Annotated in this window: 15 protein-coding genes; 8 read left to right on the forward strand and 7 right to left on the reverse strand. The window is 71.3% G+C overall.

The annotated features are described in order from the left end of the window. Positions 1-34: 34 nt before the first annotated feature. Positions 35-1,699 carry an ABC-F family ATP-binding cassette domain-containing protein gene (locus ABIA38_RS34370; RefSeq protein ID WP_424642846.1) on the reverse strand — a complete coding sequence of 555 codons (1,665 nt, stop codon included), beginning with the start codon at positions 1,697-1,699 and terminating at the stop codon, positions 35-37. Positions 1,700-1,960: 261 nt separating this feature from the next. Continuing rightward, positions 1,961-2,722: a YoaK family protein gene (locus ABIA38_RS34375; protein WP_424642847.1), complete on the reverse strand. Its 762-nt coding sequence runs from the start codon at positions 2,720-2,722 to the stop codon at positions 1,961-1,963. Between the two features lie 268 nt (positions 2,723-2,990). On the opposite strand from ABIA38_RS34375, the gene ABIA38_RS34380 reads away from it, so the two are divergent. Further along, entirely contained in the window at positions 2,991-4,283 is a 1,293-nt protein-coding gene (locus tag ABIA38_RS34380) for a hypothetical protein (protein ID WP_424642848.1), read from the forward strand. Positions 4,284-4,509: 226 nt separating this feature from the next. Here ABIA38_RS34380 and soxR read toward each other — a convergent pair whose 3' ends face one another. Next, positions 4,510-4,986, reverse strand: a complete 477-nt coding sequence (gene soxR, locus ABIA38_RS34385; protein WP_424642849.1) for a redox-sensitive transcriptional activator SoxR — start codon at positions 4,984-4,986, stop codon at positions 4,510-4,512. A gap of 108 nt (positions 4,987-5,094) precedes the next feature. On the opposite strand from soxR, the gene ABIA38_RS34390 reads away from it, so the two are divergent. Then, a complete protein-coding gene (locus tag ABIA38_RS34390) occupies positions 5,095-5,802 on the forward strand; it encodes an SDR family NAD(P)-dependent oxidoreductase (protein WP_424642850.1) in 708 nt (235 codons plus the stop codon). Beyond that, complete coding sequence (locus tag ABIA38_RS34395) at positions 5,799-6,815, forward strand: S-adenosylmethionine:tRNA ribosyltransferase-isomerase (protein ID WP_424642851.1); 1,017 nt, start codon at positions 5,799-5,801, stop codon at positions 6,813-6,815. Before ABIA38_RS34390 ends, ABIA38_RS34395 begins: the two co-directional genes overlap by 4 nt. Positions 6,816-6,848: 33 nt before the next feature. Here the strand turns inward: ABIA38_RS34395 and ABIA38_RS34400 are convergent, their stop codons facing one another. From ABIA38_RS34400 to ABIA38_RS34415, 4 genes are all read right to left on the reverse strand, one after another. Beyond that, positions 6,849-7,541, reverse strand: a complete 693-nt coding sequence (locus ABIA38_RS34400) for a DUF6629 family protein (protein ID WP_424642852.1) — start codon at positions 7,539-7,541, stop codon at positions 6,849-6,851. Positions 7,542-7,649: 108 nt separating this feature from the next. Next, positions 7,650-8,309, reverse strand: coding sequence for a class I SAM-dependent methyltransferase (locus ABIA38_RS34405; protein WP_424642853.1), 660 nt, complete (start codon positions 8,307-8,309; stop codon positions 7,650-7,652). A gap of 34 nt (positions 8,310-8,343) precedes the next feature. Next, positions 8,344-9,537, reverse strand: coding sequence for a L,D-transpeptidase (locus ABIA38_RS34410; RefSeq protein WP_424642854.1), 1,194 nt, complete (start codon positions 9,535-9,537; stop codon positions 8,344-8,346). 123 nt (positions 9,538-9,660) lie between these two features. After that, positions 9,661-10,914: an Ig-like domain-containing protein gene (locus ABIA38_RS34415; protein ID WP_424642855.1), complete on the reverse strand. Its 1,254-nt coding sequence runs from the start codon at positions 10,912-10,914 to the stop codon at positions 9,661-9,663. A 537-nt stretch (positions 10,915-11,451) separates the two neighbouring features. On the opposite strand from ABIA38_RS34415, the gene ABIA38_RS34420 reads away from it, so the two are divergent. From ABIA38_RS34420 to ABIA38_RS34440, 5 genes are all read left to right on the forward strand, one after another. Next, positions 11,452-12,921 (forward strand): sensor histidine kinase, encoded by a 1,470-nt coding sequence (locus ABIA38_RS34420; protein WP_424642856.1) that lies wholly within the window; start codon positions 11,452-11,454, stop codon positions 12,919-12,921. 81 nt (positions 12,922-13,002) lie between these two features. Next, positions 13,003-13,467: a roadblock/LC7 domain-containing protein gene (locus ABIA38_RS34425; RefSeq protein WP_424642857.1), complete on the forward strand. Its 465-nt coding sequence runs from the start codon at positions 13,003-13,005 to the stop codon at positions 13,465-13,467. Continuing rightward, on the forward strand, positions 13,464-13,823 hold the full coding sequence (locus tag ABIA38_RS34430) for a DUF742 domain-containing protein (protein ID WP_424642858.1): 360 nt from the start codon (positions 13,464-13,466) through the stop codon (positions 13,821-13,823). The genes ABIA38_RS34425 and ABIA38_RS34430 overlap by 4 nt, the downstream gene beginning before the upstream one ends. Beyond that, entirely contained in the window at positions 13,804-14,427 is a 624-nt protein-coding gene (locus ABIA38_RS34435) for a GTP-binding protein (RefSeq protein ID WP_424642859.1), read from the forward strand. Before ABIA38_RS34430 ends, ABIA38_RS34435 begins: the two co-directional genes overlap by 20 nt. Next, the gene (locus ABIA38_RS34440; protein WP_424642860.1) at positions 14,424-15,719 is read left to right on the forward strand and encodes a cytochrome P450; all 1,296 of its coding nucleotides are present in this window, start codon (positions 14,424-14,426) and stop codon (positions 15,717-15,719) included. Before ABIA38_RS34435 ends, ABIA38_RS34440 begins: the two co-directional genes overlap by 4 nt. The last annotated feature ends 44 nt before the right edge of the window (positions 15,720-15,763 follow it).

The raw sequence follows: 15,763 nt of genomic DNA on the forward strand, positions 1-15,763 counted from the left end.
CGCGGTGGTCGGCCGGTGCTCGGGGGGCGTTCGGTTACCCGTGTCGCGGCATCGGGTCGGCGTCCTCCACCGCCCGGTCGGGCGGCGTCAGCCCGGTACCGCGATGCAGCGTCAGCTCGCGGGTGATCCCGATCCCGGCCAGGAACGGGCGGTCGTGGCTGACCACCAGCAGGGCCCCCCGATAGGCGTCGAGCGCCTGTTCGAGGCGACGGACCGAGGCCAGGTCCAGACTGTTCGTCGGCTCGTCCAGGATCAGCAGGTGCGGCGGCGGCTCGGCGGACAACAGCGCGGCCAGCACCGCACGGAAACGTTCGCCGCCGGAGAGGGTGCCGACCACCTGTTCCGGACGGTTGCCCTTGAACAGGAAGCGGGCCAGTCGCCCGCGCAGTTCCGCGTCCGAGGCCGACGGCGCGAACCGGCGCACGTTGGCGAACACGGTCGCGTCCTCGTCGAGTACGTCCAGCCGCTGGGGCAGCAGGCGCACGCCGTCGACGCCGAGCCGGACCGTGCCCTCGGCGGCTTGCTCCGCACCGGTGAGCAGGCGCAACAGCGTGGTCTTGCCGGAGCCGTTGTCGCCGACCAGCGCGATTCGTTCCGGGCCGCGCACGATCAGGTCCAGGCCGGTCGGGCCGAACAGTCCGCTCGACGTGTTCAGCCCCTCGGCGACCAACACGGTGCGGCCGGCCGGCACCTCGGTCTCGGGCAACTCGATCCGGATCTCCTGGTCTTCGCGTACCGCGTCCCGGGCCTCGGACAGCCGGGCCCGGGCGTCGTCCAGGCGACCCTCGTGGGTGCCCTTGAGCTTGCCGGCGGAGACCTCGGCGGCCCGCTTGAGCTTGCCCGCGACGATCTTGGGCAGGCCCGCCTCCAATTGGGCCTTGCGCCCGGTCCGCGCCCGGCGGGCCAACTTGACCTGCGCCTCGGCCAACTCCCGTTTCTGCCTGCGCAACTCGGTCTGCGCGGTGCGCACCAGGCGGTCCGCGGTGGCCCGTTCCTGGTCGAGCAGTTCCAGGTAGGCGCTCAGATTGCCGCCGTAGCTGCGCGCCCGGTCGGGGAGCAACTCCACGATCCGGTCCACCAGATCGAGCAGGACGCGGTCGTGGCTGACCACGACCAGGACGCCCGGATATGTGCGTACCGCGTCGTAGAGCCGCTCGCGCGCGGACTCGTCGAGGTTGTTGGTCGGCTCGTCCAGGAGCAGTACCTCGGGTCGGCGAAGCAACAACGCGGCCAGCCCGAGCAGGATCGACTCGCCGCCGGACAGCGTGCCCACCGGGCGGTCGAGGTCGACGTGCGGCAGCCCGAGCCGGTCGAGTTCGGCGCGGGCCCGCTCCTCGACGTCCCAGTCGTCGCCGACCGCGTCGAAGTGCCGTACGTCGGCGTCGCCTGCCTCGATGGCCAACAACGCCGCACGGGTGTCGGCGATGCCGAGCACGTCGTCGACGCGGCGGGCCGCGTCGAGTGGGAGGTGCTGCGGCAGATAGCCGAGGTCGCTGCCGACGGTGACGGTGCCGCCGGTGGGCCGCAGGACGCCGGCGATCAGTTTGAGCAGGGTGGATTTGCCCGCGCCGTTGACCCCGATCAGGCCGGTTCGGCCGCTGCCGATGGCCAGATCGAGATCGGCGCAGACGGGGGTTCCGTCCGGCCAGGCGAAGGACAGCGCGGAGCAGACGATCGTGGGTGCGGTCGGAATGGACATGAGGTGACTCCCGGGACGCGTGGTGAACGGATCGCGTGGGACACCGCGCGGCGGGATCGGAAGGGGCCGAAACACTGGCACCGGAAACGAGGAATCGTCCGGGACGGCCACATCGAGGTCACAGCCACACCGAGGCGGAAAGGCGACCGCGAGCACACAGGGGGCTCCAGCGGCGCGATGTCCTGACCTCAGTTGCGCAACGGACCATCCAGACGGACGACAATGTGACCCCGTCAGGCTAACCCCGGGGTCGGCGCGAACTCAACCACTTTCCTGGTCCGGCGCGGCGAGGCCGGCGCCGGCCTCGATCCGCCGGGCCCGTCGGTCGAGTGTGTAGCCGACCGCGGCCGTGGCGATCAGCAGGGCCAACGGCGCGGCGAAGGCGATCAGTACGTGTACGCGCAACACCAACATCGCGCCGGTGAACGCGCCGAGCGCCATCGCGAGCGCGGAGAGCAGCCGGCGGCCCGCCCGCGCGCCGCTGCCGCCGAACCTGCGGATGTCGGCGGCCAGGCCGGTGAGCGTCTGGGACAACACGGTGGTGGTCAGGTCCGGTACGGCCAGCCGCCGGGCCACCGCGTTCTGTAGTCCCATGGCCAGGCCCAGGAGCAGGATCAGCGTGTATCGCTCGCCGGTGCCCAGGCCGCTCACCGCCGCGGCGACGATCAGCGCGGCGGCGAGCAGCACGGCCTGGAGGGCGCAGCCGATCCACAACAGGCGCAGCCGCCGGTCGCCGAACACCGTGCCGAATCGGCCGCCGGCGGCGGCGCCGACCAGGAACGCGGCCAGCGCGGCGACCGAGGCGGCGACCGACAGACCTGGGGCGCCGGCCAGCGCGAAGCCGGTGAAGACCACGTTGCCGGTCATGTTCGCGACGAACACCCGCCCGAGTTCGAGGTAGCTCAGCGCGTCGACCAGGCCGGTCACCACGGTGAGCACGATCAGCAGCGGCGGGAGCGGGCCGTGCGGGTCGTCGCGCGGCGGCAGCAGGGTGTGCTTGGCGTCCCGAAGCGTCTCGCGCATCGATGCCCCTTCGAGATCGGCCGTCCCTTGCCCGGCCGCGAACGCCGGCCGGGCTATCCATAGCCCGTTCGGTGCGCGTGGACACCTCGACCGGGCCATGAGCCCGGTCACCCCGCCGCCGAGTGGCCGTATCCGTTCATCCCATGCGGTGATCATGATCCTCCGCGCGGCTCGGCGCGGTGCCAACCGGGTCGGTGGGCGACCTAGCCTGCTGTGGATTTCTCTACATTTCCAATCACTTGGGGCATTCGTGCGATCATCCCGCGGCGTGGCCGCAATCGTCCTGGTGGTGGCGGTGGTCGCCGCCCTCGGCTTCGTCGTCTTCGCCCGAGGGCACGACGCCGACCCCAAGCAGCAGGCCGCGGCGCCGGCCAGGGCCCCGCAGGGACCGGCGGCCGCCGGCCAGGCGCCGGTGACCCTGATCGGCGATGGTTCCACGTCGAACACCGGGGAGCAGCCGGGTCGGCTCAAGCCGGAGAAGCTCGCGCCCGGGGCCACGCCGCCGCAGTTCGTGGTGTTCTCCTGGGACGGCGCGGGTGAGGACGACAAGAGGTTGTTCTCCAGGTTCCGGCAGGTGGCCAAGGAGAGCAACGCGAAGATGACGTTGTTCCTGTCCGGGGTGTACGTGTTGCCGGAGGCCAGGAAGGCCCGGTATCAGCCGCCGCACAAGCCGATCGGCGCCTCGGACATCGGCTATCTCGACGACGGCCACGTGCGGATGACGCTGGAGCAACTGGGCGCCGCGTGGCGGGAGGGCCACGAGATCGGCACCCACTTCAACGGGCACTTCTGCGGGCCCACGGGTGTGGGTTCGTGGTCGCCGGACGATTGGCGCAATGAGGTCGAGCAGGCGCGGGAGTTCGTCAAGAACTGGAAGACCAACACCGGGTGGACCGACCTGCCGGCGCTGCCGTTCGACTACGACAAGGAACTGATCGGCGGCCGGGCGCCGTGCCTGGAAGGGCAGCGGGCGCTGCTCGCGGCCGAGCCGTCGTTGGGCTTTCGCTATGACGCGAGTTCGCCCGGTGGGCGGCAGGTGTGGCCGGAGAAGGTGAACGGCGTGTGGGACCTGCCGTTGCAGCAAATCCCGCTGCCGGGGCGCAAGTTCGAGGTCCTGTCGATGGACTACAACGTGATGTTCAACCAGTCGCAGACGGTCAAGGGCGATCCGGCGAGGTTTCCCGAGTGGGAGGACCAGGCGTACGCGAGTTATCTGGCGGGCTTCGATCGTGCGTACACCGGGAACCGGGCGCCGCTGCTGATCGGGAACCACTTCGAGGGGTGGAACGGCGGGATCTACATGAAGGCCGTCGAGCGCACGATGCGCACGGTGTGTGTGCGGCCGGAGACGAAGTGCGTGAGCTTCCGCGATCTGGTGGATTGGCTGGACGTCCAGGACGCTTCGGTGTTGGCCAAGCTGCGGACGTACGACATCGGGGCGAAGCCGGATTGGGCGACGGTCGTCCCGGGCCTGCCGGTTGCGCCTGCGGCGCCGCCTTTGCCGCTTCCGGCGGGTGGGTCGGCCGGGCACCGGGCCGCGGCGATCCGGGACCGCGACTGAGGTGGCCTCAAACGCCGGCCGGGCTCTTCGCCTCAAACGCCGGCGGGGCTGATTGAGCCCGGCCTCCGGCCGAGGCCGCCTCAAACGCCGGCGCGGCTGATTCGCCTCAAGCGCCGGCGGGGCTGATTTTGGCTCGGCTTCGCTCGAGGTCGAACGCCGGCGGGGCGATATATACAGCCCCGCCGGCGTTTGAGGCCAAGCGGGCCGCGGGGACGTTTGGTCGGCGTTACCCGTGGGGATGGCGGCGGTCTTCGCGCAACAGTTCGGGGAGGGTTACCGCGCCGGAGCCGTAGCGGCTGACCACGTCGTCGGGGTTGGAGATTCGGCAACGTTTCATGCTGAGGCAGCCGCAGCCGATGCATTGTTCGAGGCCGTCCCGGAGTCGGACCAGGGCTTCGATCTCCTCCTCCAGGCGGCCCCGCCAGGCCCGGCTGATCTTGGCCCAGTCGGCGGGCGTGGGGGTTCGGCCCTCCGGCAGCCGGCCGAGCGCGTCGCGGATCTCCTCCAGCGACAGGCCGATGTTCTGCGCGGCGCGGATGAAGGCCAGCCGGCGCAGGATGTGCCGTTCGTACCGGCGTTGACCGCCCGACGTGCGGCTCGCGGTGATCAACCCCTCCGCCTCGTAATAGCGCAGCGCGGACGCCGCGAAGCCGCTGCGCGCGGTCATCTGCCCGACCGTCAACAAATCCGTTCCGGTAAGCACGTCGTCTCCCGAAGTTCGCCCGATCGCTTGACCTCAAGCCCACTTTAACTTGCAGTGTAGAGGGGCAGCCCATCACCGGGTGGGGTGCGGAATGCCTCTGGAGACACCATGCCTGTCGCACTCGTCACCGGCGCCTCCCGCGGCCTCGGCCTGGCCCTGGCCCGCGCGCTCGCCATCCGCTCCTGGACCCTGGTCCTGGACGCCCGCCGAGCCGGCGATCTGGACCGGGCCGCCCGCGAACTGCGCGAGCTGGGCCCCGCCGACGTGATCGCCGTCGCGGGCGATGTGGCCGACCCCGCGCATCGCCGCGAACTGCGGGACGTGGTCGGCGAGTCGGGTCGGCTGGACCTGCTCGTCAACAACGCGAGCGCGCTCGGCCCGAGCCCGATGCCGCGGCTCGCCGACTACCCCGAGGCCGAGCTGGCCCGGGTGTACGAGGTGAACGTGTTCGCGCCGCTCGCGCTGACCCGACTGACCCTGCCGGTCCTGCTCGACACCGGTCGTGGCGTAGTGCTGAACATCAGCTCGGACGCCGCCGTCGACGCCTACCCCGGCTGGGGCGGCTACGGTTCGAGCAAGGCCGCGCTCGACCAGGCCACCGCGACCCTGGCCGCCGAGCAACCGGGCCTGGACGTATACGCGTTCGATCCCGGCGAGATGAACACCGAACTGCACCAACAGGCCTTCCCGGGCGAGGACATCTCGGATCGACCGGACGCCGAGACGGTGGTGCCCGCGCTGCTGCGGCTGCTCGACGAGCGCCCCGCGAGCGGCCGGTACACCGTTGCCCAACTCGCCCCGGCGGTGACCTCGTGACCACGGCGATCGTCCGCGAGGCGACCGAGCCCGCCGAGGCGCGCGGGCTGGCCCGAGACGGCGTCCGGCTGCTCGTGCACGCCGAAAACCGGGTCGAGCACACCGTGTTCCGCGACCTGGGTCGGCATCTGGGCCTCGGCGACCTGCTCGTGGTGAACACCTCCGCGACGCTGCCCGCCGCGGTGGACGGCTACCGGGCCGACGGCTCACCGGTCACCGTGCACTTCGCCACGCGTCTCGACGAGGAGACGTGGGTCCTGGAACTGCGGCACGCCGACGGTACGCCGGGCCCGGTCGAGGGGGTGCGCCGCTTCGAGGCGGTGCGCTTTCCCGGCACCGGGTGCGGGATGGCGCTGCTCCTGGACCCGTACCCGCAGGAGCACACCCCACAGCGCCTGTGGAAGGCCCGGATCACCGTGCCGCAGGCCCGGGTGGAGACCTTCCTGGCCGAGCGCGGCCGACCGATCAGCTACGCCTACGTGCCCGAGCGCTGGCCGCTGACCGCCTATCAGACCGTCTTCGCCCGGGACGAGGGCAGTGCCGAGATGCCCAGTGCGGGACGGCCGTTCACCACCGAGCTGGTGGTCGACCTGATCACGCGCGGGGTGACGATCGCGCCGGTCGTGCTGCATACCGGGGTGTCCTCCCAGGAGGTCGGCGAGCCGCCGCTGCGCGAGTGGTTCAGCGTGCCGGAGCACACCGCGACGCTGGTCCGCCAGGCCCGCCGGGTGATCGCGGTGGGCACCACGGTGACCCGGGCGCTGGAGTCGGCGGTCGGCGCCGACGGCCGGATCGGGCCGGCCCGCGGCTGGACCGAGTTGCTGCTCGGCCCGGACCGGCCGGCCCGGGTGGTGGACGGCCTGATCAGCGGGTTGCACGCGCCGGAGGCCACCCATCTGTTGCTTCTGGAGGCGGTGGTGGGCGCGGCGGCGGTACGTCGGGCCTACGCCGCGGCGCGCGCCGAGGACTACCTGTGGCACGAGTTCGGGGACAGCTCGCTGCTGTTGCCCTGACCGGGCCCCGGGGGGCTCGGGCGGGAGCGGGGCTCAGCGCACCAGTTCGGACACGGGCCCCGCGCGCCCGGTGCTCCCCGGTGGTCGGGTGCGTGGCGAGCGCACCCACCACAGCACGATCACGCTCGCCACCGCCGCGACCGCACACCACGTCGAGGCGAAGGAGTGGAACCACAACCGCACGGTGATCGCCGCGCCGATCGCGCAGACCAGGCCGAGCAGACGCAACAATCGGTCGCGCGCGAGCAACAACGAGCCCAGGGTCGCGACGAGGTAGCCGGCGATCACCCACGCGGCGCCGGGGATGCCCACCGAGTAGCGCACGGTGTTGCCACAGATCTCGGCGTCCACCGGCCGGGACGCGACGGCGTGTGCGAGCGCGCCGCTGACCACCAGGCCGAGCAGGATCAGGAACGTGGCCCGGACCCGCTCCCGGCCGCGCGCCAGGGGCCACTGCGCGGCCAGCACGGCGAGCGGGACGAATGCGGGCAGCAGCGGGAAGGCGATCACCGCCCAGGCCTCCCGGGCGATCTCGGCGGTGCCCGAGGACACATCGCCCGTCTCGCCCTTCCACACCACCGACTCGATCAGTTGATGCGCGCCCAGGATCACCGGGAGCAGTGCCATCGGCAGATCGTTGATCCGCCGTACCGACGCCACACTCGCTATGCCCACGGCCGTGATGGCACTGCCCATCACGAGGTCGGCCTCAGCGCTCCAACACACGGCTGCCTCGTCTCGCCGGGGAGGGTTGTTCCGTGGCAGGCGTACCCATAGTTGGTGTGTTCAACAGTTCATACGCTCATTCGGCCCCCGGATGCGGCGTGGCATCGATCACGCCCGGGTGTAGTGCGCACGTACCGCCGGTTGGCCCGTGTAGTTGGGGCCCGCGGTGTCGTCCGCGCCGAGATAGCGGTACGGAAAAGCCACCTCGCGCGCGCCGTTCAGGCCGATTCGGCGACGGCGCGGATCGTACGTGAAGCCCTGCCCGCGCAACTCGCCCACCGGATCGCCGGGAAGCGCGAGCCCGGCCGGGTCGAAGTCGGCGACGAACACGCCGGTGGGGGTCAGCCAGGACGCGATCCGGGTGAGCAACCCGAGCCGGTCGCCCACGTAGTGCAAGCCGTGCACGCAGGTGATCAGGTCGTAGCGGCCGGGCGGCGTCCAGTCGGTCGCGTCGGCCGCGATCAGCTCGAGGCCGGCGGGCCGGGTCGCGGGGACGAAGAAGTCGACCAGGTCGACCCCGGTGATCCGCACCCCCTCGGCGCGCGGATCACCGGCCGCCTCGAACAACGCGCGGCCGGACCCACAACACAGGTCCAACCACGCGGTGCCCGGGCCCAGTCGGGACAGCGGGTCGAAGCCCAACTCGCGGGCATAGCCGTTGACTCCGCGCAGTCCCCGCTCGCGGTTCATCGCATTGTTCGCGACGACCGGCGAGCGGGACAGCGACGCGTCGTCGAGCAGTGCCGGCGGGTCGGGCGTTGGGCTCATCCCGACAGGTTAGGAGGGGTGCGCGAGGTGCCGATCAGCTGCCCGCCGTCCACTGGTCCCAGGTCAGGTTCCAGGCGCCGTAGCCGTTGTCGGGCGCGACCGGCTTCTGCTCGTTGCCCTTGACCTGGACGATGTCGCCGCGGGTGGAACGCTCGTAGATCCACTTGGCGTTGTCCAGCGTCATGCTCACACAGCCGTGGCTGGTGTTGGCGCTGCCGAACACGTCGGTCGACGCCCACGTGTTGGCGTGCAGGTACGTCCCCGAGTCGGTGAGTCGGATCGCGAACTGCACGCCCTTTTGGTCGTATTCGTTGCCCAGGCCCACGCTCTGCGAGTTCATGTCGACCGAGAGGTCGCGGTCCTCCATCACCATGGTCCCGTTCCACGTCGTGTACTTGGGGTCCTCGCCCGCGGTGATCGGGATGGTCTTGACCACCTGGTCGTTCTCCGAGACGGTCATCGTGTGCGCCTTGGCGTCCACCACGGTGATCCGCTTGGTGTCCGAGATCTTGAAGCCGAAGCTCTTGAACTGCTTGGACATCACGCCGCCGCCCAGGTCCACGCCGCGCAGGTTGAGGTCGACCTTCACCTGGGTGCCGACCTTCCAGTACTCCCTGGGCCGCCACTCCACCCGCGAATTGCCGAACCAGTGCCACGCGCCCTCCACCGCCGGGGTGGCGGTGACCTTGATCGCGTCCTGGACGGCCTTGTGGTTCTTCACCGGCTCGTCGAAGGTGATCGAGACCGGCTGACCCACGCCGACCGTGGCATCGGCGTCCGGCATGAAGGTGGCGGTGGCCGCCTGGGTCGGGTTGAGCACGGTGAACACCGAGGTCGCGGTGGTCGGCTTGTTCTCCGCGTTGGTCGCGGTCGCGGCCACCGTGTACTTGCCGCCGTACATGAACGGCACCTGGGGCTTCCAGGTGTTGCCGGTCAACGCGCCGTCCACCGACTCGCCGCCCGCGTTGGTCACCTTGACCTCGGCGATCTTGGCGCCGCTGCCGGCGACGGCGACGGTGATCGGCGCGGCGGGGTCGACGCCGGTGGCCTTGTCCACGGGGGTGAGCGTGACCGTGGCGGCCTCGGCCGGCGTGGTGCGGTTCTGGCCGGCCGCCTTCGCCGGGTCCGGCGCCTTCTTCTTCGCGTCGTCCTTGCTGCACGCTCCGGTCAACAGCAGGGCCGCCGCCGCGATCGCGGCGACCCCGGCGCGTCGGGTGGTTCGAGACATGGAAAGGGCCCCCCGGGCTGTGGCGTTCGCTGGATTCACCAGAGGGACGCCGGCGGCGGCGCCGCCGTTGCACGGGGGGCCCGGTGTGACCGAGATCTCAGTCGAGGGCGGGTGGCTCCCGGGTCACTCCTTGGTCGCGCTGCCGGCCAGCCACTGGGCCCAGGACAGGTTCCACGCGCCGTAGCCGTTGTCCGCCGCGACCGCGTGCTCCTGGGAGTTGACCACCTTGACCACGTCGCCGCGATCGGCGTGGTCGTAGAACCACTTGGCGTCCTCGGGGGTCATGCTCACGCAGCCGTGGCTGGTGTTGACCCGGCCGAACGGCGGATTGGCCTTGTCGTACCAGTAGTTGCCGTGTACGAAGGTGCCCGACGTGGTGATCCGGACCGCCCACGGGACGTCCGGGATGTCGTACTCCTTGCCCAGACCCACGGTCGCCGAGTTCATCCGGGTCTTCTCGTACTTCTCCATCACCACCATCACGCCGCCCCACGTGTCGTACTTGGGCGACTCGCCGGTGGTGACCTTCGCGGTCCTGACCACCTTGCCGTTCTCCGTGGTGGTCATCGTCTTCGCGGCCACATCGACCGTGGAGATCCGGGCGACACCGCTGATCCCGAAGTTGAAGCTCTTGTACTGGCGCGAGCCCGAGCCGCCGCCGAGGTCGGTGCCACGCAGATTCAGGTCGACCCTGACCTTCGTCCCGGCCTTCCAGTATTCCTTCGGCCGCCACTCCACCCGGGTGTTGCCGAACCAGTGCCACGCGCCGGAGACCGCGGGTGTCGCGGTGACCTTCATCGCCTTCTCCGCCGCGGCCCGGTTGGTGATCGGCCGGTCGAAGCGCACCGAGACGGGCTGGCCGACGCCGACGGTGCCGCCGTCCGGGAAGATCGAGGCGGTCACCTCCTTGCCCAGCGTCTGGGTGGTGAACCTGGTGGAGGTCGTGGTCGGCTGGTTGTCCGCGTTGTTCGTGACGGTGCCGATCGTGTACTGGCCGCCCGGGGTGAACGGGACCTTCGGCTTCCAGGACTTGCCGTCCGCCGAGAGGGTGCCGTCGACCGGCTCGCCCTTGGCGTTGAGCACCTTGACCGAGGCGACCTTGCCGCCCTCCACCGCGAAGGTCAGCGGTTCGGCGAGGTCGACGCCGGTCGCGCCGTCCTCGGGGGTCACGGTCAGCTTGGGCGGGATGCCCTTGGGCTGCTCGGCCGGCTTCCCGGACTCGGTGCCGCCGGCGCCGGCCGGGCCGACCGGGGCCTTGGACTCGCTGCCCGCGTTGCTTGTCTTGTCGCCCTTGTCGCCGCCGCCCGTCAGCCCGCAGGCCCCCGTGAACAGGATCGCGCCGGCGACCAGGACGGCCGGAACGGTGCGCCGTCGCATCGCTTTACCTGCCACGTTTCGGGATTCCCTTCAAACGGGTTCGGCGGATTGCGCCAATGGGTCGAGGAGCCGGAGGCCGCGCGATGCGAGTCTCCGCATCATTGACTGTCCCAGGGGGTCCAAGGTTGCTCTCCGATGGATGTGATATGCGTCTCGTATCGAGCGGGATCGGCTCGATTCGGCGCGCCGTCGGGCGTGAGTTCGAACACGGTGCGGGCCCGTTCGGGTGAGTCGACGAGATCGCCCGCGGGTCGTGGGGAGTTCGCCGGGACGCCATGTCAAAGCCGTTCGGACGTGGTCGAATTCGGCCACGCGGGGGATTTCGGGGACCCGACCCGGGCCCGGCGGAGATGGGTAAGTCACGGACATATCAGGTCGGTTGACGACACGTCAGGCTACGCACGCGTCCGGAAGGTCGGTGTTGGGCCTGTCCGGATCGGGCCGGGTAGGCTCACGCCCGACCAGCCCCCGGCCACGAGGATCCGCTTGATGTCAGCAGTACAGACGCCCCCTCGCGCCCGGTCCGAACGTCCCCCGATGGGACGGGTACTGCTCGCCTTCGCGGTGGTCCTGCTCGTCACCGGAGGCGTCCTCGCGTGGGCGGTGTCCACCGTCGGCTCGCGCCATCGCGGCACGGTGGCGGTGGGCGGCGGCGCGGTGGCCCTCGCGTTGGCCGTGGCCGTCGCGGCCACGGTGTACGCGATCGGCGTCGCGGACGTGTTGCGGGCCCGGGTCGCCGCGTCGGCGGACGACGCGGCCCGCCGGCACGACACCGAGCGCGACCGGATGTCCGCGTTCGAGGCCGAGGCGGTCCGGCTGGCCGACGAGACGCTGCCGATGCTGGTGGCCGCGCTGCGCGACGGCGCGTCGGTGGACACCGCCCTGGCCGGCCTGCCCGGGCCGCAACACGAGGTACTGGACCGGATGTTGAACCGGGTCGCCCGCGAGATCGGCCAGGGCGAACGGATGCGCGCCGCGGCGATGTCCGCGTGCGCCAACGCGGCCGGGCGGGTCCAGGCGTTGTCCACCAGCATGCTCGCCGACCTGCGCGAGATGGAGAACCGGCACGGCGAGGAGGTCTTCGGCGACCTGCTGCGGCTCGACCACAGCACCGCCCAGGCGGGTCGGCTCGCGGACAGCATCGCGGTGCTCACCGGCGCCCGTTCGGGTCGGCGCTGGACCAAGCCGATCGTGATGGAGAGCATCCTGCGCGGCGCGGTCGGCCGGATCAGCGCCTACCAGCGGGTGCGCGTGCACTCCTCCAGCGAGGCGGCGGTGGCCGGCTACGCGGCCGAGGGCGTCATGCACGCGCTCGCCGAACTGATGGACAACGCCACCAAGTTCTCCCCGCCCTCGGAACAGGTGCACGTCTACGTCGAAGACGTGCCCGCCGGCGTCGTGGTCACCGTCGAGGACGGCGGCCTGGTGATGGGCGAGTTCGCCCTGCGCCGGGCCGAACAGGCGGTCTCGGCGGAGGTGTTGGACCTGACCACGCTCTCCGGCACCCGGCTCGGCCTGGCCGTGGTCGGCTGTCTGGCCCGCAAGCACGGGCTGACCGTGTCCTTCCGGCCGTCCTCGCGCGGCGGCACCGGCGTCGTGGTGATGATTCCGCGGCAGTTGGTCACCGAGGTCCGACCCGAACCGCGCAAGCGCGCCGCGCCGAGTGGGCGACCGGTCGAGCCGGCACCGGTTCCGGAGCCCCGACCGGCACCGGTCACCCCCTCGGCCGTCGAGCCGATCGCGGAGCCGGCCGCCGAACCGGCCGTCGCCGAGGTACCCCGGGCGGCACCCGCGGCCACCCTCTCCGGGCTGGCCAAACGCCGCCCCGGACAGACCCTGGCCGCCGCGGCCAAGGCGGCGCAGCGGGCCGAAGCGGGCCCGGATCCCGCCGAGCGGTCGACCAAGCCCCGCCCCGCGCCCGGGTCCCGCTTCGGCGCGTTCCGTCAGGCCGTCCAGGGCGACCGACCGGGTCGGGACGTGACGGCGTCCCCCGACGACAATTCCTGATCGCCCCTTCGCCGGGTCGTCCGCAACGAGAGAACGGAGGCGGGGGTCGGCCATCCGACGGATGTCCACCTCGGAAGCCCTATGAGCGCAACAGCACACGGCACCGACGCACAGCGGATCGGCACGCAGGGCCGGCCCGAGCGCGACCTCGACTGGCTGCTCGAGAACCTGATCGAGCGCACCCCGGGCACCCGGCACTCCCTGGTGTTGTCCAAGGACGGCCTCAAGCTGTGCCGTACCGCCGGACTGACCGTGGACCAGGCCGACCAACTCGCGGCCATCGCGTCCGGCATCCAGAGCCTGTCGCACGGCGCCTCGATCGAGTTCGGCGACGGCAGCGGCGGCGTCCGGCAGTCGATGACCGAGTTCCACGGCGGCATCCTGTTCATCGTCGAGGCCGGCGAGGGCGCCCACCTCGCGGTGATCGCCGCGGACGACGCGGACGCCGGGGTGGTCGGCCACAACATGAACGAGCTGGTCGAGCAGATCGGCGAGTATCTGAGCACACCGGCCCGGGAGTTCGACGAAGGCGGCCGATCGGCATGATCCGGCGGCCAGTCGACAGCGGCGACCCGGACCGGCTGTACACGGTCACCAATGGCCGAACGCGCGCCGACGAGGAGGCGTTCGACCTGGTCACGCTGATCGTCAGCGAGTGCGAGCCGAGTCCGGGCATGCAGTCCGAGCACGTGCGGATCCTGCGGATGTGCGATCGACCCACCGCCGTCGTGGAGATCGCCGCCGAACTGGGCCTGCCGGTGGGCGTGGTGAAGATCCTGCTGTGCGACCTGCTCGACACGGGGCGAATCACCGCGCGGCATCCGCGCACCTCCCCGCGCCGGGCGCAACTACCCGATACCGAGATCCTGAAGCAGGTGCTCGTTGGACTCCACAACCTCTGAGCTCGCCGCGGCCGACCCGGCCGTGCGTACCCCCCTGGCGAGCACCGCGCGCGACGGGCTCAAGATCGCCATCGTGGGCGGGTTCGGCGTCGGCAAGACGACGATGGTGCGCTCGGTGAGCGAGATCCGTCCGCTCAACACCGAGGAGACGATGACCCGGGCGGGGGTCGGGATCGACGACGCCCGCAGTGCCGACGGCAAGACCACGACCACGGTCGCCTTCGACTTCGGGCGGATCTCGCTCAACGACGAGATGGTGCTCTACCTGTTCGGCGCCCCCGGGCAGGAGCGTTTCTGGTTCCTGTGGGACCGGCTGTTCGCCGGCACGCTCGGCGCGGTGGTCCTGGTGGATCCGCGACGCCTGGAGGACTCGTGGTACGCGATCGACCGACTGGAGCACCACGGGATGCCGTTCGTGCTCGCCCGCAACAACTTCGGCCCGCCCGAGCACACGTTGGACCAGGTGCGCGAGGCGTTGTCGCTGCCCGCGGAGATACCGATGGTCGACTGTGACGCGCGCAGCCGGGAGTCCAGCAAGGCCGTGCTGATCGCGCTCGTGAACCATCTCTACACGCTGTCCTTCGCCCGGGAGCACGCCCTGTGAGCACGCCTGCCGACCTCAACGACCCGAACGCCCCCGCGCCGCCCGAGGGTTGCCCGGCGCACCCGGGCGCCTCGCCGCCGGCCGCCTCGCATGTGGGCGCGGCGCGGTTGTCCGGCCCGGGCCTGTGGCAGGACCCGCACGGGATGTATCGCAAGTTGCGCCAGGAGCACGGCTCGGTGGCGCCGATCCTGCTCGACGGCGACATCCCCGCGTGGTTCGTGCTCGGCTACCGCGAGGTGCACCACGTCACCGCCAACGACCAATTGTTCGCCCGGGATTCGCGGCGCTGGCACGCGTGGGATCGGATCGCGCCGGACTGGCCGCTGATGCCGTTCGTCGGCTACCAGCCGTCGGTGATGTTCACCGAGGGGCCCGAACACCGGCGCCGCTCCGGGGCGATCAGCGACGCGCTCGCGGCGGTGGACCAGTTCGAACTGCGCGCTCAGGCGGAGCGGATCGCCGACCTGCTCGTGGACGAGTTCGCGGGGGTGGGCGAGGCCGAGCTGATGGCCGACTACGCGCACCGGCTGCCCTCGCTGGTGGTGGCCCGGCTGTTCGGGCTGCCCGAGCAGGAGACCCCGGACCTGGTCCGGGACCTGGCCGGCTCGCTGGACGGCGGGGAGGGTGCGGTCGAGGCGCATCTGCGGGTACGCGCCACGATGGCCCGCCTGCTTGAGCGCAAGCGCGAACGGCCGGGTGCCGACGTGCCCTCGCGGCTGCTCGCGCACCCGGCCGGACTGGCCGAGGAGGAACTGATCCAGGACCTGCTCGTGGTGATGGCCGCCGCTCAGCAGCCCACCGCGAACTGGATCGGCAACACCCTGCGGTTGATGCTCACCGACGACCGTTTCGCACTGACCCTCTCCGGTGGCCGGCGCAGCGTCGGACAGGCGCTGAACGAGGTGTTGTGGGAGGACACCCCGACGCAGAACTTCATCGGCCGCTGGGCGGTCCGGGCCACCGTGCTCGGCGGGCAGAAGATCAAGGCCGGCGACCTGCTGGTGCTCGGCCTGTCGGCGGCCAACACCGATCCGCAGGTGCGCCCGGACTCCTATGTCGGCGCGGCGGGAAACAACGCGCACATGTCGTTCAGCCACGGCGAGCACCGCTGCCCCTACCCGGCCCCCGAGCTGGCCGAGGTGATCGCGCGCGCGGCCATCGAGGTATTGCTGGACCGGCTGCCCGACGTCAACCTCTCGGTGCCCACCCGGGAACTGGTCTGGCGCGACTCGGTGTGGATGCGCGGCCTGGAGCACCTCCCGGTCGAGTTCACCCCGGCCTACGTGGGCTGAATCGGGAGCCGGTTCGGGGGCGGGCGCCGGGCCCGCCCCCGAAC

It is taken from the genome of Embleya sp. AB8, assembly GCF_049739465.1.
Taxonomy (GTDB): Bacteria; Actinomycetota; Actinomycetes; order Streptomycetales; family Streptomycetaceae; genus Embleya.

Bases quoted from the DNA above. Each gene is read 5' to 3' on its own strand.
- ABIA38_RS34370 (WP_424642846.1), bottom strand. From the start codon at position 1,699: ATGTCCATTCCGACCGCACCCACGATCGTCTGCTCCGCGCTGTCCTTC.
- ABIA38_RS34375 (WP_424642847.1), bottom strand. From the start codon at position 2,722: ATGCGCGAGACGCTTCGGGACGCCAAGCACACCCTGCTGCCGCCGCGC.
- ABIA38_RS34405 (WP_424642853.1), bottom strand. From the start codon at position 8,309: ATGAGCCCAACGCCCGACCCGCCGGCACTGCTCGACGACGCGTCGCTG.
- ABIA38_RS34410 (WP_424642854.1), bottom strand. From the start codon at position 9,537: ATGTCTCGAACCACCCGACGCGCCGGGGTCGCCGCGATCGCGGCGGCG.
- ABIA38_RS34425 (WP_424642857.1), top strand. From the start codon at position 13,003: ATGAGCGCAACAGCACACGGCACCGACGCACAGCGGATCGGCACGCAG.
- ABIA38_RS34420 (WP_424642856.1), top strand. From the start codon at position 11,452: ATGGGACGGGTACTGCTCGCCTTCGCGGTGGTCCTGCTCGTCACCGGA.
- ABIA38_RS34415 (WP_424642855.1), bottom strand. From the start codon at position 10,914: ATGCGACGGCGCACCGTTCCGGCCGTCCTGGTCGCCGGCGCGATCCTG.
- ABIA38_RS34430 (WP_424642858.1), top strand. From the start codon at position 13,464: ATGATCCGGCGGCCAGTCGACAGCGGCGACCCGGACCGGCTGTACACG.
- ABIA38_RS34390 (WP_424642850.1), top strand. From the start codon at position 5,095: ATGCCTGTCGCACTCGTCACCGGCGCCTCCCGCGGCCTCGGCCTGGCC.